Annotated in this window: 16 protein-coding genes; 13 read left to right on the top strand and 3 right to left on the bottom strand. The window is 54.5% G+C overall.

Features of this window, described 5'->3' with window-relative positions:
* Nucleotides 1-32 precede the first annotated feature (32 nt).
* The 8 genes from BK816_RS00800 to BK816_RS00765 all read left to right on the top strand — a co-directional run bounded on the left by BK816_RS00800 (nucleotide 33) and on the right by BK816_RS00765 (nucleotide 9,387).
* On the top strand, nucleotides 33-944 hold the full coding sequence (locus tag BK816_RS00800) for an ABC transporter ATP-binding protein (RefSeq protein ID WP_071163479.1): 912 nt from the start codon (nucleotides 33-35) through the stop codon (nucleotides 942-944).
* Nucleotides 937-2,358 carry a hypothetical protein gene (locus BK816_RS00795; RefSeq protein WP_071163478.1) on the top strand — a complete coding sequence of 474 codons (1,422 nt, stop codon included), beginning with the start codon at nucleotides 937-939 and terminating at the stop codon, nucleotides 2,356-2,358. Before BK816_RS00800 ends, BK816_RS00795 begins: the two co-directional genes overlap by 8 nt.
* 192 nt (nucleotides 2,359-2,550) lie before the next feature.
* Nucleotides 2,551-3,519: an ABC transporter ATP-binding protein gene (locus BK816_RS00790; RefSeq protein ID WP_083378960.1), complete on the top strand. Its 969-nt coding sequence runs from the start codon at nucleotides 2,551-2,553 to the stop codon at nucleotides 3,517-3,519.
* A 1-nt stretch (nucleotide 3,520) separates the two neighbouring features.
* On the top strand, nucleotides 3,521-6,256 hold the full coding sequence (locus BK816_RS00785; RefSeq protein WP_071163477.1) for an FtsX-like permease family protein: 2,736 nt from the start codon (nucleotides 3,521-3,523) through the stop codon (nucleotides 6,254-6,256).
* Between the two features lie 120 nt (nucleotides 6,257-6,376).
* Nucleotides 6,377-8,050 (top strand): phosphoglucomutase (alpha-D-glucose-1,6-bisphosphate-dependent), encoded by a 1,674-nt coding sequence (pgm, locus tag BK816_RS00780; RefSeq protein WP_071163476.1) that lies wholly within the window; start codon nucleotides 6,377-6,379, stop codon nucleotides 8,048-8,050.
* Between the two features lie 237 nt (nucleotides 8,051-8,287).
* Nucleotides 8,288-8,710 (top strand): phage holin family protein, encoded by a 423-nt coding sequence (locus BK816_RS00775; protein ID WP_071163475.1) that lies wholly within the window; start codon nucleotides 8,288-8,290, stop codon nucleotides 8,708-8,710.
* Complete coding sequence (locus tag BK816_RS00770; protein WP_071163474.1) at nucleotides 8,707-9,006, top strand: DUF3618 domain-containing protein; 300 nt, start codon at nucleotides 8,707-8,709, stop codon at nucleotides 9,004-9,006. The genes BK816_RS00775 and BK816_RS00770 overlap by 4 nt, the downstream gene beginning before the upstream one ends.
* A gap of 132 nt (nucleotides 9,007-9,138) precedes the next feature.
* Entirely contained in the window at nucleotides 9,139-9,387 is a 249-nt protein-coding gene (locus BK816_RS00765; RefSeq protein ID WP_071163473.1) for a DUF3073 domain-containing protein, read from the top strand.
* Nucleotides 9,388-9,682: 295 nt separating this feature from the next.
* Here BK816_RS00765 and BK816_RS09515 read toward each other — a convergent pair whose 3' ends face one another.
* The 3 genes from BK816_RS09515 to purF all read right to left on the bottom strand — a co-directional run bounded on the left by BK816_RS09515 (nucleotide 9,683) and on the right by purF (nucleotide 19,534).
* Nucleotides 9,683-16,618 (bottom strand): discoidin domain-containing protein, encoded by a 6,936-nt coding sequence (locus BK816_RS09515; RefSeq protein ID WP_156981952.1) that lies wholly within the window; start codon nucleotides 16,616-16,618, stop codon nucleotides 9,683-9,685.
* A 167-nt stretch (nucleotides 16,619-16,785) separates the two neighbouring features.
* Entirely contained in the window at nucleotides 16,786-17,907 is a 1,122-nt protein-coding gene (gene purM / locus BK816_RS00755; RefSeq protein ID WP_071163471.1) for a phosphoribosylformylglycinamidine cyclo-ligase, read from the bottom strand.
* Nucleotides 17,908-18,007: 100 nt separating this feature from the next.
* Nucleotides 18,008-19,534 carry an amidophosphoribosyltransferase gene (gene purF, locus BK816_RS00750; protein WP_071163470.1) on the bottom strand — a complete coding sequence of 509 codons (1,527 nt, stop codon included), beginning with the start codon at nucleotides 19,532-19,534 and terminating at the stop codon, nucleotides 18,008-18,010.
* 251 nt (nucleotides 19,535-19,785) lie between these two features.
* Here purF and BK816_RS00745 point away from each other — a divergent pair, with 251 nt between their 5' ends.
* The 5 genes from BK816_RS00745 to BK816_RS00725 all read left to right on the top strand — a co-directional run bounded on the left by BK816_RS00745 (nucleotide 19,786) and on the right by BK816_RS00725 (nucleotide 25,707).
* Complete coding sequence (locus BK816_RS00745) at nucleotides 19,786-20,622, top strand: hypothetical protein (protein ID WP_071163469.1); 837 nt, start codon at nucleotides 19,786-19,788, stop codon at nucleotides 20,620-20,622.
* Nucleotides 20,623-21,273: 651 nt separating this feature from the next.
* The gene (locus tag BK816_RS00740; protein ID WP_083378958.1) at nucleotides 21,274-22,920 is read left to right on the top strand and encodes an anchored repeat ABC transporter, substrate-binding protein; all 1,647 of its coding nucleotides are present in this window, start codon (nucleotides 21,274-21,276) and stop codon (nucleotides 22,918-22,920) included.
* Nucleotides 22,920-24,095, top strand: coding sequence for a choice-of-anchor M domain-containing protein (locus BK816_RS00735; RefSeq protein WP_071163468.1), 1,176 nt, complete (start codon nucleotides 22,920-22,922; stop codon nucleotides 24,093-24,095). The genes BK816_RS00740 and BK816_RS00735 overlap by 1 nt, the downstream gene beginning before the upstream one ends.
* A complete protein-coding gene (locus tag BK816_RS00730; protein ID WP_071163467.1) occupies nucleotides 24,092-24,847 on the top strand; it encodes an anchored repeat-type ABC transporter ATP-binding subunit in 756 nt (251 codons plus the stop codon). Before BK816_RS00735 ends, BK816_RS00730 begins: the two co-directional genes overlap by 4 nt.
* Complete coding sequence (locus BK816_RS00725) at nucleotides 24,841-25,707, top strand: anchored repeat-type ABC transporter permease subunit (RefSeq protein ID WP_071163466.1); 867 nt, start codon at nucleotides 24,841-24,843, stop codon at nucleotides 25,705-25,707. The genes BK816_RS00730 and BK816_RS00725 overlap by 7 nt, the downstream gene beginning before the upstream one ends.
* The last annotated feature ends 86 nt before the right edge of the window (nucleotides 25,708-25,793 follow it).

Below are 25,793 nucleotides of genomic sequence, written 5' to 3'. Positions count from 1 at the left end.
CTTTTCCACGCATAATCACGGACAATAGTTATATGAACAATCGTAACCTTAGCCCTGTGAATGCACAGCCCATCTTCGCCGAGAATGTGGACAAGTTCTACGGTCAAATGCAGGTCCTGCGCTCTATCACCTTGGAGATTCCCGCCGGCCAGAGACTCGCCATTATGGGTCCGTCCGCCTCCGGTAAAAGCACCCTGTTGCATTGCCTTTCTGGGATCCTGCTTCCCGAGGGCGGTCGCATTTTCCTGGGCAAACAAGAGGTTAGTAATCTTTCCGATCGCCAGCGCAGCCTGCTACGCATGAAGCAAATCGGTTTCGTTTTTCAAGATGGCCAGCTCCTTCCCGAACTTAGTTTGGAAGAAAATGTGGCTCTTCCGGCCCTGCTTGCCGGCGAAAATCGTGAAAGCGCCTACCGGGCAGCAAATGAGCTCTTAGGCCAGTTGGGGCTTGGCGGTTTAGGGACCCGACGATTGGGCACCCTCTCCGGTGGTCAGGCACAGCGAGTCGCCCTCGCCCGTGCCCTGATTTGCCGTCCGGCGGTAATCTTTGCCGACGAACCCACGGGCGCCCTCGACCAAGCTACCGGGCAGGAAGTGATGCAGGTACTAACCTCGATGGCTCGCTTGCACGGCACCACTCTGGTTGTAGTCACCCACGATAGTGCCGTGGCTGCCTGGTGCGATCGCGTCATCGAAATTCGTGACGGCATGATCCACGCTGATTCGAACCGTCCACAAGCACGTCCCACCGCGGAAGCTCACGAAGCATTTGCGGGGCAAACTCTTCCTGTCGGCCAAAGTCCCACTACTGGGCAGCCAAACTTTACGGGTCAAACTCCACTTTCCGGACAATACCCGCCTGCCGGCCAAGCACCATGGGCACAAACCCCCATGCCGGGAGCACACCCCGCAGGAAACTTCCCGCTGGAGGCTCCCCGTGCATAACTTCGGAACCACGCTAAAAATCTTTCTTCGCCTAGAAAGCGGTGGAGTGCATGAACGTCATGGACTGATTGGTTTCCTAACCACCTTGGCGTACACCATTTCCGCTTTTTGTGCCCTCACCGTGGCGAGCGGCACCTACATGTTCGTGCAGCGTTCCCACAACGTGCCAACGCCATTAGTTCAAGTAATTAAAGATTCAATCAGTGGCTCAAACGAGGAACTACTCGCCGCTAATACCCAAGAAATTTCACAAGTTTATGTGGTTTTGGCGCTGGTGGCTTGCACCCTATTGCTGTTGCCGCTAACCGGTTTGGCGTCCTCGGCCGCCAAAGTGGGCGCGAGCGCCCGCGAACGCACCCTTGCTACCCTCAGACTACTTGGGTTGCCGGCAGTGAATGTCACCAGCCTCGCCCTGTTTTTGGCGCTAGTGCAAACTCTGATTTGTCTCGCAGTAGCTACCGGAGCTTGGCTAGTGAGTTTGCCCCTTTGGCAAGCGATCAGCTTCCAAGGCAAACAGATTGCCACCGGTGAAATGATGCTGCCGTGGCGACTCGTTGCCGTCGTTTGGCTGGCACAGTTGGCTATCACCACCTCGGCCACAGTCACCGGTCTGTTGCGCGTACACATCAGCCCCTTAGGGGTGACCAAACGCAGCGCCCCCAAATCGGTGGCAATCTGGCGACTCTTCGTCTTCGTTGCCATGTTGGTAGCTTTCCCGCTAATTTCTAGGCATTTGATGGACAATGCCAATACCCCAATTGTGATTGCCCTCGGGATGATTGGGATTGTGGCTCTAATGATCGGCGCCTATAACCTCGTGGGCCCCTACGCCCTACAGATTTTAGCTTTCTTGGGAAAATCTTTTTCTGGCCCCAAGGGGCTGATTGCCTGCCGTCGAATTATGGACAACCCAAAAGCCGCCTGGTACCAAATCTCCAGCCTCTCGCTGCTAGTCACTATTGCCATGGTCCTGACCATCGGTGTAACTGCTTTCAGCGGTGAAACCCAAGAACCAATGGCCATCCTGATCGGCGAAGACCTCAAAACCGGGGCGTTAATTACCTTGGCTTTCGCCATCGTCCTCAGTTTGACGCTGACCGCCCTGAGCCAAGTAATGAACGTGCTTAGCGCCGCCCCGCAAACTCGCGCCCTCACCAAAATGGGGATGCTGCCCAAACAGCTAAACCAGGTGCGAGCCATCGAATTGCTCCTGCCCCTCGCTTTCAGCCTCGGAAGTGGCTACCTACTCGGCATTTTCCTCTCCAGCCCACTGGGCAGTGCCGCCTTCCAAGTCAGTCACCTACCCGTTCTGAGCGTCATGCTAGTTGCCTTTGCCCTTGCCGGAGGAATCCTGCTACTCCTCAACCAACTGCAAAAGAACCTGCTGGCTAAACAAATTCGCAACAACGACTAAAAAGAGTTATTGGCCGGCCGAGGGCGGAAACGCTGCCCGCGGCCGGCCACGTCTATCTCAAGTAACCTCTACCCCACCAACTCAAAACGCCGTATTTTCAACCAAAAACCGCTCGATGGTAGAGCTAGCTCTACCAAAAATTCGGTAGCTGGCTGAGCAACTAAACCACCATTAGCTTGAAAGAATAGAAACATGAACATTCCATCTCGTAGCTCAAATCGTCAGTCACACCGCGCCGAGCCGGCCGCCGCCGCAGCGCCACAGACCACCGCCCCAGCCCCAGCAGCGGGTCAGCAGGCCAATGCCGCTCAAGTAGCGGCCGCCCCGACCTCGGCCAGCCAGCCGACCGTCCAGCAGGCCAACGCCCCGGTCCCATCCCCAACTGCCCCGACCTCGGCAAAGCAGCCAGGAAACCCACAGGATCCGACCTCGGCAAGGCCAACCGATCAGCGTCCGCTTGCTTTGCACGCCACCAATCTGCACAAAACTTACGGCAAGGGCGAAGCCAAGGTGGAAGCCCTCAAAGGTGTCAGCGTGAGCATCCCCGTCGGCCAATTTACGGCCATTCTTGGCCCATCTGGCTCCGGCAAATCAACTTTGATGCACGCCCTCGCCGGCCTCGACACCATCGACTCCGGGTCCATCCAACTTGCTGGAACCGAACTAACCGCGTTGAAAGACGACCAGTTGACTCGGCTACGCGCCGAAAAGATTGGTTTCGTTTTCCAGGCATTCAACTTGGTCCCCACTTTGAGCGCCGAACAAAACATTCTGCTCCCCCTCCAGCTGGCCAAGCAAAGCCCAGATCAGGCTTGGGTTGATGGCATCATTGACCTACTTGGTTTGCGTGATCGCCTCAGCCACCGTCCCGCCCAAATGTCGGGCGGCCAACAGCAGCGAGTCGCTCTCGCCCGCGCCCTAGCCTCCAAGCCGGCGCTGATTGTGGCGGACGAGCCCACCGGTAACCTCGATACCAAAACCAGTGCCGAAGTGCTGAAAGTTCTGCGCTCCTGTGTTGATGAACTTGGCCAAACCGTGCTGATGGTTACCCACGATTTGCATGCGGCGGCACTCGCGGATCGCGCCCTCGTCCTGCGTGACGGTCAGATCGTCGCCGATCTTGCCCACCCGGCAGAAACCCAGCTACAGGGGCTGATCTGAGATGACACCCGTAATTTTTGCTAATCTGCGCGAACACTGGGGACGTTATGTCGCCAGCATGGTCACCATTATTTTGGCAACCGCTTTCGCCACCATCACCCTCATGTTTGGGCAGACTTTCTCGCACCAAGTCGAACGCGATGCCCAAGAGACCTACGCAGGCATCCAACTCGTGGCCAGCAACCTTGATGGCAAGGACGGGGCAGCCGGCGAAAACAATGAGCAAATCGGCACCATTGATGAACAAAAAGCCGTAAAGGAAGCCTTCGGGAAAAAGCTTGAGGAGCTCAACGCCAAACCTGGCATCAACCTGATTTATGACAATAGCCGCATCGCTTCCAAAGCCCGGATGGCCGGCAGTGAAAACACTGATATTTACCTGCAAATCCTGCCAGTAGAAGCGGCCAAAACCAATGGCACCAAACTTGTAGAAGGTGCTTGGCCCACCCAGGTTGGCGAAATCACCATGGCAAAGAGCGACATGAATGCGCTCAAACTAAAAATCGGTGACCAGATTGAATACTCGACACTGCTTTTCAAGCTAAATACACAAAAGCTGGCCGAACAAATTAAGGCAAAACATCCCGAGGCTAGCGCCGAAGAAATCAACTCCCTGGTGGAAAAAGAGTTCGCAAGTTCCCCAGACCCGCTGCAGTCCCAATACCAGAACGCGAAAATCGTCGGCATCGTCGAAGGCCCAGAAGCTCGTGGCCCTGAAGACTATGTAACTAAGGAAGCTTTCTGGTACCTCAGCGCCCCACAAGGCGAGTTCGCCATCAACACTGACAACCCCGAGCAGGCCCAAGCAGACGTCAAAGCCATGTTCCCTCAGGCGAAGTTCGAAACCGCTCAGAGCCTCATCGACCAGCGCGTCAAAGACAGCGCCAGCATCCAGTTGATCGTCACCTCCACCACCTCGATCTTCCCGGCCATTGCACTAATCGTTTCGACCATCATCGTCAGCTCCACCTTCCGCGTGGTGATTTACGATCGTCGTCGCGAACTGGCCCTGATGCGTTGTATCGGCGCCTCGAAGAAGCAACTACGCCGCCTGCTAGTGGGCGAGCAAATCATTATCGGCTTCGTTTCGGGCCTCCTTGGTCTCATCCTTGGTGTGCTCATTGCCCTGTGGGGGCTGCCTTACCTCACCCTCACTAGGGACGCTGCCGATACGCTCACCACCTTGCATCCGTGGATGATCGCAAGCATCCTCATCTTGTCGGTCCTAATCACCTTGTTCTCCGGGATTGGCCCGATTCGCGCCCTCGGCAAGGTATCCCCCATCACCGCGCTGACCGAAAGTTCTACCAGCGAGGACGAAAACCAGGCCGCCTGGAAACTATGGGTGAGCGCCATTTTGCTTCTCGCTATCGGCATTCCCGTTGGCTGGTACGGCATCCACGGTGGAATCCAAAAGTTTGGTTTCTCGGTAATTGGGGTGGCCATGGCCGAGGTCGGTGCCCTACTGATTTTCGCCCGACTAGTGCCGATTATCCTGCGTGGTTTTGGCTCCCTCACTAAGCGCACCACCTTGCGCCTGGCTGCGAAGCATGCGGATCAGTTCCGCGGGCGTACCGCCGCCACTGCCGGAGCCATCATGCTGGCCATCTCGCTAGTTACCATGACTATTGCCGGGGGCGGTTCGGCCGGTGCCACCGCGATGCAGGGATTGAACCAGCGCTACCCGGTCGACGGCTACGCAGAAAGCGTTAAAGCTAGCTTGGACGCCCCGCTCAAGGAAAGTGAGCTCAAGCAGCTTGAAACTTTTGGGAAAGATCCACAAATCGCTTCCTTCTCGATCGTCAAGCAAATGTCGGTTCATGTCATGCCCACGGATGACACCACGGATTCGTCCTCGGCCACCAACCAAACGGCAGAAGGAGCTGAGGCAGAAGGCCGCACGATTGACAGTCTTTCCATGAAACTATTGGACGCTTCCGACCTAGCCAAAGCGGCCCCGGCAGGAGCCATTAACGACAAACTCGAAAACGATACTCTTTACCTGGATGCCGCCACCAAAAAGTCGTTAAAGCTTGGTGACAAGGTCAAGATCGAGGTGCTGCGAAACAACGGGGAAAAGGCCGATACCTTTATCCTCAACTTGCAGGTGCCGGAGCAGAAATCGCTCATCCCCACCAAGGCACTATCAGCCGAAACTTTCGCCAAACTTGGGCCGCTAAATATGCCACAAGAAGCCTACTTCATGCTCAAGCCGCAGGCAGATAGCGCCCAGGCGAATGTCACCGTCACCAAAATGACGAACGACTACCCGGACCTGAACATCAATACGATCGTCCAGGCTCGCACCGAAATCCAAAAGCAGCTAAATCGTCTAACTATGGCGGTTTCAGCCCTGCTAGGGGTTTCCGCCCTCGTGGCCATCATCGGGGTGGGTAACACCATGACCCTCTCGGTCGCGTCCCGCAAACGCGAAACGGGTCTGCTGCGCGCCCTCGGTTTGAGTCGCAAGCAAAGCCGTCGGGTGGTGCTGTGGGAAGCACTCGGCACGGCCCTGCTCTCGAGCGTGATCGGCATTGGCCTGGGCCTCTCTGCCGCTTACCTGGGACTGATCGCTATGGACTTGGAAAAAGAAGTCGGTACCTCCGTCATCTTCTCGCCAAACTGGCCATTACTATTGGCCGCCGGCGCGATCGTTATCCTCGGTACTCTGCTGGCTGCCTACTTCCCGGCACGTCGCGCCGCGAAAGTTCCGCCAGTAAGCGCCATAAACAGTTAAGCAACAAAAGTCCCAAAACTTTCCAATCCACGGGAAGTTTTGGGACTTTTTATAGTCGCCAACAGTGAAACTGTTGTGGTGTGGTTGTTATCACCTAGATAAGCGTGACAAAATGAGAGCATGCATGAACGCGCTGGCCAACGAGCCCTACCAGAAGATTTGACAGATATTGCGGCCCTAACTGCCGCATACTACGACATTGAACCTGATCCTTCGAATCCTGCCCAGCGGGTAGTTTTCGGTACTTCAGGTCACCGCGGTTCCGCCCTCGATGGAGCTTTCAACGAAGCCCACATTGCGGCCACCACCGCCGCCATCATCGAGTACCGTGCCCAGCAAGGCACTGACGGTCCCCTGTTCATCGGTCGTGACACACACGCCCTATCCGAACCAGCTTGGAAGACCGCCCTCGAAGTTTTGGCAGCCGCTGGGGTAGAAACCCGAATTGATGCCCGCGACTCCTACACCCCCACCCCAGCCGTTTCACACGCCATTTTGCGTGCCAACGGTGCTGGTACTTCCGGTGGCGTTAGGATCGAAGGCCCCGGCCGAGCTGACGGCATCGTCGTCACCCCCTCACACAACCCACCACGCGATGGCGGTTTCAAGTACAACCCACCAACCGGTGGCCCTGCAGGCTCGGAAGCCACCACTTGGATCGCCAACCGCGCCAATGAACTACTCGAACAGGGCTGGCAGGACATTGCCCGTCACCCCGACCCGTTAAACGCCGAATGTGTTTCCCGCACCGACTACATGTCCGCCTACGTTGACGACCTCGCTGATGTCATCGACATGGATGCGATCCGGGAAGCCGGCATCCGCATTGGCGCCGACCCACTAGGTGGCGCCTCGGTCGAATACTGGGGCTTCATCGCTGAACGTTACGGCTTGAACCTCACCGTGGTGAACCCAGAGGTAGACCCAGCATGGTCCTTCATGACCCTCGACTGGGACGGCAAGATCCGTATGGACTGCTCCAGCCCATACGCTATGGCCTCCTTGCGTGAAGCCATGACCCCAGACGAAAACGGCAACACCCCTTACGACATTGCTACCGGTAACGACGCTGACTCGGACCGTCACGGTATTGTCACCGCTGATGGTTTGATGAACCCGAACCACTTCTTGGCTGTGGCCATCGAATACTTGTTCACTCACCGTCCAGGCTGGGCTGAAAGCACCGGTGTTGGTAAGACCCTCGTCTCCTCGGCTCTGATTGACCGGGTAGTGGGCGACCTCGGCCGGAAACTGGTGGAAGTTCCAGTTGGCTTCAAGTACTTCGTTCCCGGCTTGGTGGGCGGCACCCTCGGTTTCGGTGGTGAAGAATCTGCCGGAGCTTCCTTCCTCCGCAAGGACGGCACCGTGTGGACCACCGACAAGGATGGCATTCTACTCTGCTTGCTAGCTGCTGAAATCATGGCTGTCACCGGCAAGAGCCCGTCGCAGCTCCATGCAGAACAGGTGGCACGCTACGGCAAGTCGGCTTACGCCCGCATCGATGCCCCAGCCACCAAGGAAGAAAAGGCCAAGTTGGCTGCTTTATCTCCCGAGGACGTCACCGCCACCGAGTTGGCCGGTGAACCGATTTTGGAACGCTTGGTGAACGCTCCAGGTAACGATGCTCCGATCGGCGGCTTGAAGGTCACCACCAAGAATGCTTGGTTCGCCGCTCGCCCATCTGGCACCGAGGACGTTTACAAGATTTACGCCGAGTCCTTCCTCGGTGAAGAACACTTGACTGAAGTTCAGGCCGCAGCAAAGGAAGTTGTGGCTGCCGCGCTAGGCAACTGAACAACTTAAAGCTTCGCATTTTTCTTTGCTAAGCAAATTTGGGTTGGCTTCACTTTTTGTGGAGCCAACCCATTTTCTTGCAGTTTTACGAAACCACCCTAAAAACCCATTATGATTTCCGCCACATATTGTGGTTTTTTCTTGGTTTTTACCTTTATTTTTACCTAGTGCTGTGGACTTTACCCTGCTATTCATGGAAACATTAGAGGTAGGTTTATTTAACTAGAGGAGTTTTTCATGAGCGTTGAGGACGCAAAGGAATCTTTAAACTCAGGAAACAGCCGCCCTTCGTTGGGTGAGTTGGTTGGTTTGGTCTCTAAGCAGACTTCGGCACTGATTCGTGGCGAAATCACTTTGGCCAAGGCAAAGGCTGCCGCTGCTGGTAAGCAGTTTGGGGTTGGCGCTGGACTAGTAGTTGTAGCTCTAGTGCTAGTGTTCTACTTCTTGGAGCGCTTGTTCCGTGCGGCTGAGTATGCTTTCGGGTTGCTGGTGCCAATGTGGGCGGCAGCGTTGATTGTGGCCGGCATTTTGCTTTTGATCATTTTGATCTTGTTGTTTGTAGCTCTTGCTTCTTTCAAGAAGGGTAAGACTCAGACTCCTAACCCGGGCCAGGGTATTTCCATGGATGTGGAAGCAGTAAAGAAGGGCTTGAACAAATGAGCAAAGAATTGTACGAAGTTTCGGGTTCCCCCGCTGAGATCGAAAAGCAGCTTGAGGCTATCCGTCAGGAAATGGCTCAGACCGTCAACGATTTGAGTGACCGCGTCAAGCCTGCTGCTCTTGCCGAGGGCGCTAAGGCTGCCGCCAATGAGAAGGTTGCCAATGTTAAGGCCACCGTCAATTCTACGGTTGAGGGTGCCAAGGCAGGCGATCGGGTAGCTCAGCGCAACCTCGCTATCGCAGGCGCTGCGACTGTCGCTGTTGTTGGCTTGATTGCTTGGCGTATTTTCCGCTAACTGCGTGATTTTTACCGTTACAAGTGGAAACTCTTTACCAAAACAGGGTAATTTAGTAACCACGAAACATTGCCATTGATAAATAGGGGCTGCACGCGCACGCCCCGCTAACGATTTGAAGGGGGTCACGTCATGGGGCGCGGCCGTCAAAGGGCTAAAGAGAAAAAAGTCGCTCGTAAGCTGAAGTACTACACACCTGAAACCGACTATGAAGCGTTACAGCGTGAGTTGTCAGGTGGAAAATCCAGTTCTCAGAGCGAAGAAGATAAATACGCAGAGCTTGCTAAGCTTTACAATGCTGCCTATGACGACGAGGAACCGTTAGATGATGACGATGACGACGATTACTCGATGAGTACTTGGTCTTCTGGACGTCGTTGATTAGGTTTTAATCTTTGCGTTAGATGCCGGTAGTAGTTAGTTCTACTACCGGCATCTTGCTGTCTATTCCGCTTGGTATTTACCAGGCAGCGTTCGTTCCGCTTGGAACTGTGCATACTTTGTTTAACTACACATTGCTACCTCTAATGAGATGAAATAGCAGTACCCTACCCAAGAGATGGGTAGGGTACTTTTACGCGCATGATATCCATTTTTGTAGAAATAATGATGGCCTAGAGGGTTAAGCTTGCGCTTATTCTTCCTCTAGGCCATCACTATCTAGTTTGCTAAACCATCAGCACTTGGTCTTTGCCTTATTGTTTAGCATGCGGTAGATGAATACGATCATCGCATCGCGGTTGACGTAGTTGAGCGGACGGTAGGTACCGTCTGGCCAACCAGTGGAAACACCAGAAGCCCAAGCCCAACGCATCGCTTCACCGTGCAAATCAGTCACACGAACATCCTTGAAGCCCATCTTAGCCTTGTGTAGATCCAAGTTAGCTGGACGGACATCAGGAGAAACGATATGTGGGAACTTGTTAGCAAAGCGCATCAAGAATGCGGCCATAGCATCACGAGTTACATACTGCTTTGGACGGAAGGTGTTATCAGCCCAACCAGTGGAGATACCGCTTACCCGCATCCACTCAATTTGAAGGGCGAATGGGTTCTGACGCGGTACGTCCTTGAAGCCAACGCGATCTGCCCGGAAAGCTGGGGAACCAGCCAAGCGGTACAAGAACGCAGCCATATCTTCACGCTTCGTACCACTTAATGGACGGAAGGTGTTATCACTCCAACCGGTGGTGACACCAACTGCACGAGCCCAGTAGATTTCAGGCGAGAACCATTCAGACAAAGGCACATCCTTGAACAAACGAGCGTTGTACTTAGGAGCACGAGTGGCATCGAATGGGAAGCACTGACGTACTGGCTGTGGCTTCGGAGCAGGCTTGACCGGAACTGGAGCCGGCTTTACCGGAGGCTTCGGAGCAGGCTTGACCGGTGCCGGAGCAGGCTTTGGCTGCGGCTTTGGCTCAGGCTTGACCGGGGTCGGCTTAGGCTCTGGCTTTGGCTGCGGCTTTGGCTCAGGCTTGACCGGGGTCGGCTTGGGCTCAGGCTTAACCGGGGTCGGCTTAGGCTCTGGCTTCGGCTGCGGCTTAGGAGCAGGCTTAACCGGGGTCGGCTTAGGCTCAGGCTTCGGCTGCGGCTTAGGAGCAGGCTTAACCGGGGTCGGCTTAGGCTCAGGCTTCGGCTGCGGCTTAGGAGCAGGCTTAACCGGGGTCGGCTTAGGCTCAGGCTTCGGCTGCGGCTTAGGAGCAGGCTTAACCGGGGTCGGCTTAGGCTCAGGCTTCGGCTGCGGCTTAGGAGCAGGCTTAACCGGGGCCGGGGTCGGCTCAGGCTTTACCGGAGGCTTCGGCTTAACCGGAGGAAGCGGCTTCGGCTCAGGCTTCGGATCAGGCAAAACCGGGGTCGGTTCTGGCTTTACCGGAGGCTTTGGCATTTCCGGAGTCGGTACAGGCTTTACCGGTGGCTTTGGCTTTTCCGGAGTCGGAGCAGGCTTTACCGGTGGCTTTGGCTTTTCCGGGGTCGGAGCAGGCTTAACCGGTGGCTTCGGCTTTTCCGGGGTCGGAGCAGGCTTAACCGGTGGCTTTGGCTTTTCCGGAGTCGGAGCAGGCTTAACCGGTGGCTTTGGCTTTTCCGGAGTCGGAGCAGGCTTTACCGGAGGAACTGGGGTTGGGGCCGGAGTGGGCTCAACAGTTGGTTCCTTGGTCGGCTCAGGTGCCGGAGTAGGAGCCGGGGTTGGGGCCGGAGTCGGCTCAACAGTTGGTTCCTTGGTCGGCTCAGGTGCCGGAGTAGGAGCCGGGGTTGGGGCCGGAGTCGGCTCAACAGTTGGTTCCTTGGTCGGCTCAGGTGCCGGAGTAGGAGCCGGGGTTGGGGCCGGAGTCGGCTCAACAGTTGGTTCCTTGGTCGGCTCAGGTGCCGGAGTAGGAGCCGGGGTTGGGGCCGGAGTCGGCTCAACAGTTGGTTCCTTGGTCGGCTCAGGTGCCGGAGTAGGAGCCGGGGTTGGGGCCGGAGTCGGCTCAACAGTTGGTTCCTTGGTCGGCTCAGGTGCCGGAGTAGGAGCCGGGGTTGGGGCCGGAGTCGGCTCAACGGTAGGTTCCTTGGTCGGCTCAGGAGTTGGTTCAGGCTGTGGGTATGCAAGGTTGATAGCCTTGATGGTTGTTGAACCAAAATCACCGAACAAGAATCGGTTTTCGCCAAAGTGAGCTGGACAGTTGAATTCAACTGTTGTCTTACTTGCTGGGAGGGCAACCTGCTTAGTAGATCCATCTGGGCAAGTTACCTCAGTCGAACCATCTTCACTAGCTTCGTATTCAAGTTCAAATGGACGATCCCCTGCCTTTTCTAGGGTGACATCAACCTGGCGCCAATTGTCGACGGTAGTTGCCTCTTGACGTGGCTTTTCTGGTCCGTCATACACTGGGAGGATTAAAGCATCAACGTTAACTGCAGGGCCGTTAGCGTAGAGCTTGATGTCATTAACACCCTTAGACATTGGACAGTTGAACTTGTAACCACCAACGGTTTCGTAGCTACCAGTCTCCGGTGGGTTGTACTCATGCTTGGTTCCGCCACATTCGATCACGATCTTACGACCGCTATCACCCTTAATGTAACGCAACTCAAGTTCACGATTGCCATCAACCTCGGAGTAAACGGGAACAGTTACCGAACCATTTCCGCCACCAATGTAACCTGCGACCTTTCCGTTAGAAGCTTCGGACTTATTCTCAGTCTTCCCCTTCTTTGCATAACGACCATTCTCACCCTCGTAGAGCAAGGCGCCCTTGTTAGCATTCTCGCTCGCCGGAGCAACAACAGTTGGAGCAAGCGAAGGCTGCAACAATTCTGGTTTTTCAACCGGAACTGGCAATGGTGCTGGTTCAGACGGGGTCGGAGCAGGGGTCGGCTCAGCAGTAGGTTCCTTGGTTGGAGCCGGAGTAGGAGCCGGGGTTGGCTCAGCAGTAGGTTCCTTAGTTGGAGCCGGAGTAGGAGCCGGAGCCGGGGTCGGCTCAGCAGTAGGTTCCTTGGTCGGTTCCGGAGTTGGCTCTGGCGCTACCGGTGGAGCAGCTACCCGGAAAGTTGCTTCTGCAGTCTTTGCTCCCTGAGTGTACTTCACGGTGCATTCACCAGCAGCAGTATCAGCAGGAACAGTCAAAGACTTAGCAGAGATTTCGCCATTTCCGTCGGTCTGAACGCTTTCGTTCACGCCGTTGGCACAAGTCATTGTGAAGGCACCATCGGTAGTTGGAGCGCCACCGAAAACTTCAACTTCAAGAGCTTCACCTGGGTTTACCAAAGTGGAACCAGTGACGTTCAAAGTGAGTCGCTTTTCAACTACTTGGAAAGTTGCGTTAGCACTCCGAGTACCTTGGGTGAAGGTAGCTTCGCAAGCACCAGTAGTTGCGTCTTCTGGAACTGCTACTCGAACATTGTTCAAGTTACCGTTTTCGTCCGGGGTGACATTTTCAACTGGGTTAATGCCACAGTTGAAGGTCAAACGACCAGCAGTGTTAGGAACTGCCCGAGTGATATCGAAGGCGACTTGCTGGCCCTGCTGGACCTCGGTCATATCGAATACGGCAAGCTGTGGATCAGGCAATGGCAATGCAGAGAACTGCATTTCAGCCGCAGCACCGAAGTTGTTTCCAGCTTCAGTCGAGTAGTCATCAACGATATTAAAACGGACGTAGGTTGCTTCCACAGGCTGATCAAGAAGCACAAACTTCTTGGCAGTGTTGTTTGGCATCAAACCAGACTTAACAACTCGGAAGTCACCATTAGCGGTATCCGAAACTAGGATCTGGTAGTTCTTGGCAGTACCGTTAGAACCATCAGACTGACGTGGCTGGTACATCAGACCATCAAGCATCATCTTCTGGGGAAGCTTGGCCTGAATCCAGTTGTTGCCCTTCTTACCATCGTTACTGCGCCAGTTCGAGTGCCAGATAGAACGAGAGTTGCCATCAAATGCCTTCGCGGCAGGAGCATCGCTAGCAGCGTTACGAGCACTGATTTCAGTCAAACGGTTATTAGCAACAGGGTGCGGCAACTTGCCATTAACGTTGAAAGTAACCGAAGAGGTTAGCTCACCTTGAGTGTAGGTAGCTTGGCAAGCAGCGGCCTCGGTACGACGTGGTACCTTAACTTCGTGAGCGGTAACGCGACCCTGATCATCAGTGGTCACTTCCTGTGCTGGAATACCACAATTGAAAGTGAGCTGACCAGCTGTCGATGGCTTAAAACCAGCAAGGTTGAAGGCTACCTTCGCACCCTGATCAACATTCTTGTTTCCGCTAACTTCCATTGCTGGATTGGTTAGCACTTCTTCCTCAGGTGGAACAACAGCAGAGAAACGAATCTCAGCAGCAGAACCGTAGTTCTTCTTGTGACCGCCGTTGGCCAAATCAGTACCGTGATCGGTCTTGATTACCAAACGAGCGTACTGTCCCTTAACTGGAGTATCAGCAAGAACAATCTTCTCGTCCTTGCCGCCACTGAAGCTACCAGAAGTAACGGTGGTGAATGGGCCATCAGCACTTTCAGCAACCTGAAGTTCGTACTCGGCGGCACTACCATTCAAGTTGTCATCCTGACGTGGCAAGTAGCTGAAGCCTTCGAGCAACATTGGCTGAGGCAACTTAGCTTGAATCCAGTTGTCGCCGGAACGTCCGTTATCCGAATCCCAATCGGAGTGCCAGATAGTATCGGAACGACCATCAAAAGCCTTACCTGCTTCATTACCGGAGTGGGCAGTACGGGCAGTCTTTTCAGTCAACTGGCTCGACATTACTGGGTGAGGCAAAGCGCCACGAACCACAAAGGATGCGGTGCTACGGAACTTGTCCTGTACGAAAGTGGCATCGCATTCGCCCTGGGTAGCAGTGAATGGAACATTCACGGCCTGATCGTTAATGCGACCTCGTTCATCGGTGCGAGCAGTGATCGGGTCAATGCCACAGCTGAACTCAAAGCGTCCATTAGCGCGAGGGTAAGCGTCCTCGACTCGCAAATGCACGGTCTGTCCCTGTAGCACTGCACGTTCACCGAGCAAGCTCAAAGTTGGGAGGTAAACCGGAGCAGTCTCAGGCTCTGGTTCGAGTACAGGGTTATCGGTGTTTTCACAGGTGATCTGGAGGTTGACCCAGTCGCCGTGGTCGAAGGCATTACCGTTGCCGCCGTCCTCGAGCTTGAAAGTCAATTCCTGAACGCCGGTGACATCCAAATTGGAGAAGTCTTCAGCTTCTTGGTAACCCAAAGTCTTGGAAGTGGCCCAAAGCTGACGGTTGTCACCAAGCACCTTACCGGTGATCGAGGGGTTACCCCACTTGGAATCCCAACCGTGGACTTCGTCATCGACACCAAACTTACCGCTCAAGCGGGTGCACTTGCCGGCAAGGTTGAACTTAACTACCGAGTTAGCGTTCGAGGCAAAACCAGTTTCGTAGGTCTGGCCCTTCAAGGTTAGTTTATGTCCGTCAAGGCTCTCATTGTAGGTCACCTTGTTTTCCCAGCCACCAGTGGCCGAGGACGGAGCAACCCGGGCGAGATCGCCGGTGCCCTCAGGCAAATCTGCCAAAACGGAAATCCGGAGGTTTCCTTCTTCCGAGTTGTTATTCCAAACAACCTCGGCTGGCACATCAAGGTTGCCAACTGGGGTTGTGTCGGCAACATCGAAACGGACCTTGGCTTCAACCGTGGCATTCGGTGCCATGCTTGGAAGTGCTACCAACTTACGAGTTGGAGTTGCACCCGTAGCCTTGCCAACACGCAAAACTGCGTCTGGCACGGTGGTGCTGGTGCGGTTAGTGACACGAACAGTCATTTCTACCTGACCGCCAGGCTTGGCGTAAGTCTGGCCGTCGGTAACCATGCGGCCACCAGGTAGGTCTGCGGAAAGACCTGGCTTCAAACGGTAGACCATGGTGTCGTAAGCCTTAACCGGGACCTTCATGTTGGAAGTTACGTTGAAGGCTTCTTGGTTAGCCCAAGAATCGGTGGCAATGTAGGACTGTTCGGTTAGACCAAGCTCAGTAAGAGTGGTGGAAATAGTCTTAGGCTGACCGGTGCTATTGAAGAAGGCAACTGCCACATCACCATTGGCTAGAGTCTTCTTCCAAACCTGGCCACCGCCATTATTGCTAACGCGATCACCCTGTTTACCTGCAGAATCTTGGTCAATCGCAATGATCTGCGGGTTTGAAACAATGTCGATAATGTCGTTCGACAAAGTCTTAACGTTGGTTCCAAGGAAAAGAGGTGCGGCCAACATGGACCACATAGCGAAGTGCGAACGATTCTTTTCTAGGTAGTTTGGACGACCGGATGCGAACTCACCGTTGCCGACCTGCAACATGTCAGGGTCGTTCCAGTGGCCCGGACCAGCGTGGCTGGCCAAACCAACCTGCGAGTTAATAATGTGGGTAACCGAGGACCACGAAGGGTTGATGTCATGGGTGGTACGCCAAAGGTTAGCAGTATCGGCTGCCCATTCCCAAGGACGGGTGACACCGTATTCACTGATACCGTAAACCATCGGACGATCTAGTGTTTTGAGGACGTCACGCATCTTACGGAAGCCCTCTTTTTGGTTCATTCCGTTAGTGACATCTGCACGACACCAGTCGTACTTAAGGTAGTCAATCCCCCACTTTTCAAAAGTCTTTGCATCCAGTTCTTCGTGTCCGGCAGAACCAATGCCACGAACTGGGTAGTGATCCCAGTGGTTAGCACAGGTTTCATTACCTGGAACGGAGTAAATACCGAGCTTAACGCCCTTTTCGTGAGCGTAGTCGGCGATCGATTTAATGCCGTTGGGGAAACGAGTACGATCGGTAAAAAGCTCTTGTGTTTCTGGATCGCGACCGCCCTGGTAGCAGTCATCGATCACCACATACTGGTAGCCTTTGGCAGCCAGATTGCGATCTACAAAAGCATCAATCGTATCTTTAACAACCTTCTCGGTAAGGTCATTACAGCGCACCTGGTTCCATGAGTTCCAACCCATGGGAGGGGTTAACGCCAGACCATTATCGAGGGCATGCGCCGATGGTGTCGGAAGGAATCCCGGCACTACGGTTAAACCCGCCACTGCGACTGCAGCAGCACTAAATGTAGTCGCACAAGTTCTAAAAAAACTGCGCCCTTGAGACAACTTTGTCACTTGGCTCTCCTTTGAATAACCAACATTCGCGTCCAATAGTAACAAAATTGTGGTTGTTTGCGCTGGGTGAGAAAAAGAAAAGTTCGTAAACGAAAGCTAGTAGACACTAGGGAAAAGTCGTTTACGAACTATTTCTAGGTATTTAGTCTTTTATGACTTAACAAAAATCAGCTCAGCCGATAGGCTCCATGAAGAACGGCAGCACCAGCATTGACGCCCTTTGCTCCCTGCACTCGACGGGCACCTTCCTCGGCAGCTGGCTCAGCATCAGGTACCACTTCGCCCAGATCCCAGGCTGGGATTCCGGCATCCTGTGACATGGAAATAACTTCGTCAGCAATCGTTGGGGAGACAACCGCGACCATGCCCACTCCGAGGTTCCAAGTATCTTCTAGATCTACGCAGTCATGGCCACCGGCCTCGGCAAGCACACTAAAGACTGCGGGTACTTCCCAGCTGCCACGGTTAACCATGGCTGCCACCCCAGCAGGAAGCACACGGGAGATGTTAGCTCCCAGGCCCCCTCCGGTGATGTGGGAGAGAGCATGGAACTGGGTGGCACCAAATTTTTGTAGCATTTCAAGGCAGACCTTGGTGTAAAGCCTGGTTGGTTCCAGGAGTTCCATCCCCAAGGCGCGACCGAACTCGGGGATTTCCTGATCCCAATCCCAACCCTGTTGCTTCACGATATGGCGCACCAAAGAGTAACCGTTCGAGTGCAAGCCGGATGCAGCAAGAGCAACCAAACGGTCCCCCACCTGGACGCGACCAGCACCCAGGACCTGATCGGCCTCGACCACACCGGTTGCAGCACCTGCCACGTCATAGTCGTCCGGGCCCATCAAACCGGGATGTTCCGCAGTTTCGCCGCCCAACAATGGGGTATCAATCAGCGCACAAGCTTCAGCCACACCACGGACAATGTCAGCGATCTTCTGTGGATTTACCTGACCACAGGCAATGTAGTCGGTCATCAAAAGCGGCTTCGCCCCAACCACCACAATATCGTCAACCACCATGCCGACTAGGTCTTGACCAATCGTGTCGTGTACATCCATGGCTTGGGCGATTGCCACTTTGGTACCCACCCCATCGGTCGAAGTAGCCAACAAAGGACGCTTGTAGTTACGCAATTCACTGGCATCGATCATGCCAGCAAAGCCACCCTGTCCCCCAAAAACATTTTCGTTGTGGGTACGAGCGACCGCACCTTTCATTAGTTCGACGGCTAGATCGCCAGCTTCGGTATCGACACCGGCAGCCGCGTAGCTGTTCTTTTCGGGGGCCATGACTTCTCCTTGGAATGAGTGGCGGGTTGGTTTGATATTAAGTTATTGGCCGAGGGCGGTTCCCCGATCGGGTCGGCCCCCAAATAATTTTCTTTTGGTTTTAGCAGGTGCCGAGGCTAGCGGCATCTTTGGGCGGAGCCATTGGGTAATCTCCGCTGAAACAGGCTGTGCAGAGGCGATCTTCACTTTGTCCACTGGCCGCAATCATGCCTTCAAGGCTGAGATAGCCGAGCGAATCGGCCCCAATGGAGCGACAAATCTCTTCAGTGTCCATCGAGGCGGCGATTAGTTCCGCCCGGGTGGCAAAGTCGATGCCGAAGAAGCATGGCCAAAGCACCGGTGGCGAGGAAATTCGCACATGCACTTCCTTGGCTCCCGCTTCACGCAGCATGCGGACGAGAGCGCGCTGGGTATTACCGCGCACAATGGAATCGTCAATAACTACTAGGCGCTTACCTTCAATGATTTCACGCAGAGGGTTGAGTTTGAGGCGAATACCTAGCTGACGGATTGTCTGGGTAGGCTGAATAAAGGTACGTCCCACATAGGAGTTCTTCACCACCCCATGACCGAACGGAATGCCGGACTCTTGGGCGTAACCGATCGCTGCGGGCGTTCCCGATTCTGGAGTGGGCATGACGAGGTCGGCTTCGACTGGATGTTCTCGTGCCAGTGTGGCACCCATTTCGGTACGCGAAACAATGATCGACTTCCCCGAGATTTCGGTGTCGGGACGCGCCAAATACACGTATTCGAAGACGCAACCGCGAGGCTTGCTTTCGCCCCAACGGTAGGTCTTGACGCCCTGCTCATTGATGGCAATAAGCTCGCCTGGTTCAATTTCGCGCACGAAGGTGGCCGCGATAATGTCGAGGGCGGCCGTTTCAGAGGCCACTGCCCAACCTGATTCGGTCCGACCCAAAACTAGTGGGCGCAAACCGTGAGTATCACGGGCAGCATACAAAGTGCCTTCATCCATAAAGACGAGGCTGAAAGCTCCACGTAAGATCGGCAGAATTTTCAAGGCGGCCGCAATTAGCGGGGCATTTTGCGAGCCCGCCTCGTCCTCGGCAGGCAGTTTAGGAGTGGGCACGTAACGCAAAGGCGCCAACTCTTCTTCCGAAATGTTGTCAGCTGAACCTAAAAGTGCGGTAATCACTGCGGTATCTGAGGTGCCACCCTTCCAGAACTCGCCACCAAGATTAGGCTTATCGGCTAGCAGCTCTTTAAGTTCCGCAGTATTGACCAGGTTGCCATTATGGGCGAGGGCGAGAGTACCGGTTGGGGTGGGTCCCAAGGTCGGCTGGGCATTTTGCCAAACCGAAGCACCAGTGGTGGCATAGCGAACGTGACCGATCGCTTGCCGGCCAGCGAGTGCAGAAAGGGCCTGGTCGTCAAAAACTTGCGACACCAGACCCATATCTTTGTACACCAGCATAGTTTGCCCATCAGATGAGGCAATACCTGCAGACTGCTGGCCACGATGCTGTAGCGCATACAAACCAAAGTAGGTAAGACGGGCGACTTCTTCGCCGGGACTAAAAATACCGAATACCCCGCAGGCATCCTGAGGACGCTTTTCTACCGGGTCCAAATCGAGGGTCAAGTTACCATCGGGTCTGAGCATGTGGATATCTTTTCACAACCTGCAACTAATCGCTAGTTTGGCAGGGAAATTGGGTAGAAAGACCGTGCCGATCGGTTGGCAGTTTCAACTTACTTAATTTGTAGCTTACGTCGGCTTTTATCGAGGCCGAGGATACATTCAGTTTTCTGGGGAAAATTGTTGTGGGTTCACCCTCTTTTTGGCCGACACAGCGATTAAAACTGTTAGGATATAGCGTGTTCTTTCCGCATCTGAGAGATTGAGGAATCGTTTTGTCGCGTCAATATTTAGTTACCGCTTCCCTAGTTGCCATCGCATTAGGGGCGTTAGCCGGCTGCTCAACTTCGCCCGATTCAACCAATGCCTCTTCTCCAGAAGGAAGCACCGCGGAACAGCTTTTCAGCCAAGCCCCTACCGTCAGTAGCAATGCTACTAGCGAGGGTAGCGACGGATTACAGCCTGAGCCCTCATTGAAAGGGACTGGTCTACCCGTTCCTTTTAAAGCCGGTGAACCAACCATTATTGACCCGACCGAAGGGTTACTTGGTCGCACCTACAAGAACACCACCGGGATGGCTAATAATGAAGCCCAAGAAGTACTGATTGAAAAAGCTACTGATTTCTACAACGATCAAGACTTTGCTGGCATGGCTTTCGCTGAAGACTACAGTTACTTCGACATGTACGTGGTACACCCAGATGCTCCAGCGGTAAAGGAACTCAAGCAGTTTTTGGCACAAAACCCATCTGCTCGAATTCGGTTAGTCCCACGTAAAGTTTCTATGGAAACCATGCAACAAGTGGCTGCGGCTTTGAAAGAAAAGCACCCGCAAATCATGGAAGCAGCACCTGACATGATTATTGAAGGTCTTGATCTAACGATCGACCCGAAACTTGAAGAAGTATTAAAAGAGCACGAGAACGACGATAAACAGCCGTACAGTGAGCTCACCGGCACTCCCGAAAATAATCGTCCTTTGCCCACTCAGGAAGAAATTAAACCAATTTGTGAACAGGCTGCGAAGTTCGTGGCTGAAAAAGGATTATCGGTCACCTGCCGACCTGGACTCGCCACAATGGAACCACCTCGGCCACTCGCCGGGCTCTAAGGTACGATTCAATATCCATTTTCCACTTGGGCTTAGCAACAATCCACAAGATCCAACTAACTTCCACAGCTTTCCCCAAGAATCCACAGCTAAAAGCCAAAAACCGTAGTTATCCACAGTTTTTCTGCTTGATTGTGGATAGTTGCAGAGCGATTGCGCAAAACGCCGACTAACGCGCAACTATCTTGCAAACTATTCACACTTTAAAGTTTCACTTCTGACCCAAACTTCGACTTTTCCTTGAAATTAAGCCACTACCAACAATACTTAAAGCCGAACTTTAACTTGAAGGACAACCTCTCCGAATCTTGGCAAATTGAAAACCCGAGATAGACAACCATGTAAACCTGAAAATTAATCAAGTTATCCACAGATTCTATCCACAGGGTTGTTAACACGTCCACAACCTAAGCAAAAACCTGTGGAAAATCGTGTGAAAATTGATTTTCCACTTTAATTATTGCTTTGCTCACACCTTATTTGTAAGTGTAATCGCGTCCACTTAGGGTGGCTCGCACTTTGCTAAATAAGAATGATTATTTATACTATTAGCGGTAATGGGTGGTGACTTTGCCTTTTTCGGCTAATGTCATCGCCTTCTCAACAAGGGAAGCAAACCTTTTTGTTCCTTTTCAGCTAAGTAGGAAGTTTATGCGAAGCATTTGGCGACACTGGTGGCTTTGGGCGGGTTTAGCCGCCGTTATCTGTGTTGCCCTAGTGCTACCGCAAGCTTTTAAATCAACTGCCTCCACCCAAACGGCCACCACAGACCAGAATGGGGTTACCGCTTCGGCGGGAGTAAGCGCACCAGAATCTAGCGAACAAAGCACCGCTAAACGCCCCCAAGTAGTTACTTCTACCGCCATTTTGGCTGATATTGCCCGCAATGTAGCTGGCAACCGGGCGGATGTTACCGCCCTCGTCCCCCCAGGAGCAGACCCGCACTCCTACGAACCAACTTTGCACACAATCCGTTCCGTGGTGTACGCCGACGCGGCATTCACCAACTACATGATGCTCGAGGAACATTCGCTGATTAAAGCGATCGACACCAACTTGCGTCCAGGCGTCCCGAATGTGGCGCTGGCCGAGGACGCTACCCGCCACTTCGCCGAAGTCATTCCGCTGATCGAGGACGCTTCCCTCGATACGGTTTGGTTGGGCCTGCGAGCCCGCGGCGAAGCGAAAGATCGCAGTAGCGAGTTGACCATGCGGGCCCGGGCAGTTCGCGGCCCGGGCCAACTCGCCGGGTTCCTCACCGGGGCTTTTGGTCAGCCCGAAATCTACTTCCAGGGAAGCGAAAAGAACCCGCCGGCCACGGGCGAAAATAGCCCGTCTGCGCATTTACCGATTGGGGCTCACACTCACGTTTCTTGGGCTTTCGACCAGCCAGGTATCTACCAGTTGGACTTGGTGGCCACCCAGAAGGCTGGCAAGGGTTTTACCCAGTCTGAGGTGGGTCAAGCGACCATCACTTTTGCGGTGGGGGTGGATCCGTCCTCGGACCCGCGCACTAAGGACCGCCAGATTGTCGACGCCGGGCACGTTGATATTACTGCCGATACGAACACGAAAAAGATCACGTTGTTTACTGACCCGAAGGGCGGCGGCGAGTACACCCAGAAGGATTTGGATCCTAACCAGATTGTGATTGTGGTGCCCCCGAAGGCTTTGCAGTTGATTCCCGCGGGTAGCCAATACCGTTTCTTGGGGCATGCTGGCGCGCAGGTGTACCTGTTGGCGCAGGCCGTCCTCGGCAAGCATGTGCACGGTGAAATTGACCCGCACTTGTGGCATGACGTGAAGAACGTGAAGGCTTTTGCCCTTTCGATTCGCGACACCATGATGCAAGTGGATCCGGCTGGGGCCAGCCAGTATGCGCGTAATACTGAGGAGTACATTCGTCGCCTCGATGGGGTCGACAAGTACGTGCGGGCGCAGATTGACCAGATTCCACGCGAACGTCGCACGCTGGTGACCACCCACGATGCTTATGGCTATTTGGCACACGCATATGGTTTGAAAGTGGCTGGTTTCGTTTCGCCTAACCCGGGGCAGGAGCCGAGCGTGGCGGACCGAATTCGTTTGGCTCGGACCATGCGCGACCTCGGTGTTCAGGCAGTTTTCCTCGAACCATATTTGGCCACCCGCAATACCGAACTGACGCAGGTGGCAGCCGATGCGGGCGCCAAGGTTTGCCCGCTCTATTCGGACACGCTGGATAACCAGGTGCCCACATACATTGACTTAATGCGGTTTAACGCCGATTCGCTACGCAAATGTCTAGGAGGCAAGTAATGCAAACCATGGCTCGATTCTCTTCCACTCCCCCGCAAGCTGGCCGAGGCCGGCACGCGCTCGCCTGGGTCTTGACCCTTTTTGCCTTGGTGCTGGCTCCACTGACTTTGCTTCCCGCCCCGGCGGCTAGCGCCGATGAATTGGACCAGACGGTCAATAGCGACGAGCAGGTTTCGGATGAACCGGTAGAGATTGCTGCCGGCCACATGGACATTGGCCCTCGTTTGATTAACGGCAAGTGGGAAATGTTGGTGCGTGACGATTCGGGCGATAAGCCGGTGTGGCGTAACCTCGACAAGGTAGTTTTCCGGGTCGGTCAGGCCGCCATGATGAACGTGCCCGAGGACGGAGCATACTCGTTTACCGGCGCGAAGGCAGGAGCTCCGGTCCACGTCATTCCTCAGTCTCAGATTCCGAACGTGCCTTGGCTGGGCTGGAATACTCAGTCTCCCGAGGTCGTCGCGGCAGTTAATCTTGGGGTGAACCTGACTTTCCTAGGGGCACAGGGCCCGGCAAATGTCAGTGTTTACCTTGAATCTGGCAACTTCTCAAAGCCGATCGTCTTGTGGAACAAGGCTACGACTGGGCCGCAGCCGATCTGGGTTGATTTGAATACTCATACTCACGCCACCTGGGTGTTTAATCAGCCGGGTGTCTACCTGATGGCGATTAACGCTTCGGCACAGGGTAAAGATGGCCAGCATTTTGCCCAAACCAAGGTTTTGCGTTTTGCCGTTGGTAACCCGGAACAGGTTTCGACCCAGCAAGCGATGGCCGAAAAGTGGCCTGGTGAGGTTCCAGCCATGCCCGCCGATTTGTCTGCCTCATTGGCTGGTAAGGGTGGGCCACAAGCCAACTCTCCAGCACAAAGCACCGAGGGCGCCCCAGCAGCGACCCCAGCGCCTGATGCCCAGGCTCCCGTTGCCACTACCGAGCCTGGCACTGGGGTGGCCAAGACCGCGGAACCTATGAGCGCGGAAAAGGACCAGACCTTGGGTGGGGCGCAAGCTGCGCAGGCGCCAGCGCAAGCAGGCTGGCCGATCAGCCAGATTATTTTCGGCATCGGCATGGCAGTTTTGGCTTTGGCTCTGATTGTTTTCGGGGTGAGCCGGGCAAAAGCCCGCAAGGCTGAACAGGCCGCGGCGGCAGCTTCCTTCGAGAACGGGCAAGCATGAGCGAAGTCGTTCTCGATATTCGTGACCTGAAGGTGGTGCTTTCGGGCCGGCAGATCCTCACCGACGTGAACCTGCAGGTGGAAAAGGGGCAGCTTTTTGGGCTGCTCGGACCGAACGGGGCTGGTAAAACCACCCTGTTGCGCACCATGATGGGTTTGATTAAGCCGGTGGCTGGCACTATCAGTGTGCAGGGGCAAAGTGGTGCCAAGGCAGCCGATCTGCTTGGTTATGTGCCGCAGCGTCAGGACGTGGCATGGGATTTTCCGATCAGTGTGGCTCAGCTAGTGGTTTCGGGTTTGACTCGTCGCCTTGGCTACTTTCGCCACCCGCGTTTGCCGCACTGGCAGGCGGTTTATCAGGCGTTGGAACGAGTGCAGATGCGTGAATTTGCTGATCGCCCGATCCAAGAACTTTCAGGTGGTCAACGGCAGCGCATTCTGATTGCGCGGGCGCTGGTCACTGACCCGGCGATTTTGGTGTTGGACGAGCCCTTTACCGGCTTGGACATGCCCACCCAGGAACTGCTTACCTTATTGTTCCAAAAGCTAGCTAGCGAGGGGACAAGTTTGCTGATGACCACCCATGATCTGACACACGCGTTAGTCACTTGCGACCAGGTGGCTTTGCTTAGAGGGCAGATTACTGCCACCGGCACCCCTGCCCAGCTGAAGGACCCGCAGGTGTGGATGGATACCTTCCAAGTTAGTGAAAAGTCGCCCCTATTGGCCCAGTTAGGAGCCGTGAAGTGTTAACTCCGATTGATTTCATTCAAGACCTGTTCAATCCACTGCTTTCTTTCTTGCCGAGGGCGCTTGTAGTGGCGGTGATGGCCGCGGTGATCTGCGGAGTCATTGGCACGCATGTGGTTTTGCGTGGCATGGCCTTTATTGGTGACGCAGTAGCGCACAGTGTTTTCCCTGGCTTGGCAGTTGCTTTCGTTTTGCAGGGCTCGCTTTTGGTTGGCGGTTTGGTGGCTGGGGCAATTACTGCCTTGCTGGTGGCCTTCTTTTCTCAGAATCGACGGATTAAAGAAGACTCTGTGATCGGCATTTTCTTTGCCGCGGCTTTCGCCCTCGGTCTTGTGGTGATGTCTTTTGCCCCCGGCTATTCGGGTTCCTTGCAGTCCTTCCTGTTCGGTTCCATCACCGGTGTTTCCCGCCAAGACATTGTGAATGTGGCAGTGGCGGGCGTCCTCGTCATTGGGATTACCTTGCTTTTGAATAAGGAACTGGTAGCGGTTTCTTTGGACCGCGAAATGGCGAAAGTACAGCGTTTACCTGTGCTGGCTCTGGACATTGTGCTCTATTTCTTGGTGACCGTGGCAGTCGTGATTTCGATCCACACCATCGGCAACATTCTGGTGCTGGCACTACTGGTGACTCCTGCAGCAACGGCACGCTTGTTAACCGATAAGCTGCCCACCATGATGGCCTTGGGCGCTGGAGTGGGAGCAATCAGTGCGCTAGTTGGCATGTATCTTTCGTGGGCGATTAACATTCCCACCGGTGCCACCATCGTGCTCACCGCTACCACGATTTTCTTACTGACCTGGTTGTTCGCTCCTAAGCACGGGATTCTGTTCGCCGGGCGTAAGGTCGGTAGGGCAGCTTAACGCCTCTTAAGGACGCGGCTTAACACCCCTTCAGAAAGCGGCTTTCCCCTCAGGACGCGGCTTAACGCGAGTTCAGAAAGCGGCTT

The sequence above is a fragment of the Boudabousia tangfeifanii genome, from assembly GCF_001856685.1.
Taxonomy (GTDB): domain Bacteria; phylum Actinomycetota; class Actinomycetes; order Actinomycetales; family Actinomycetaceae; genus Boudabousia; species Boudabousia tangfeifanii.
The sequence above is the reverse complement of the archived record's forward strand: the minus strand, read 5'-3'. Positions and strand labels throughout refer to the sequence as shown.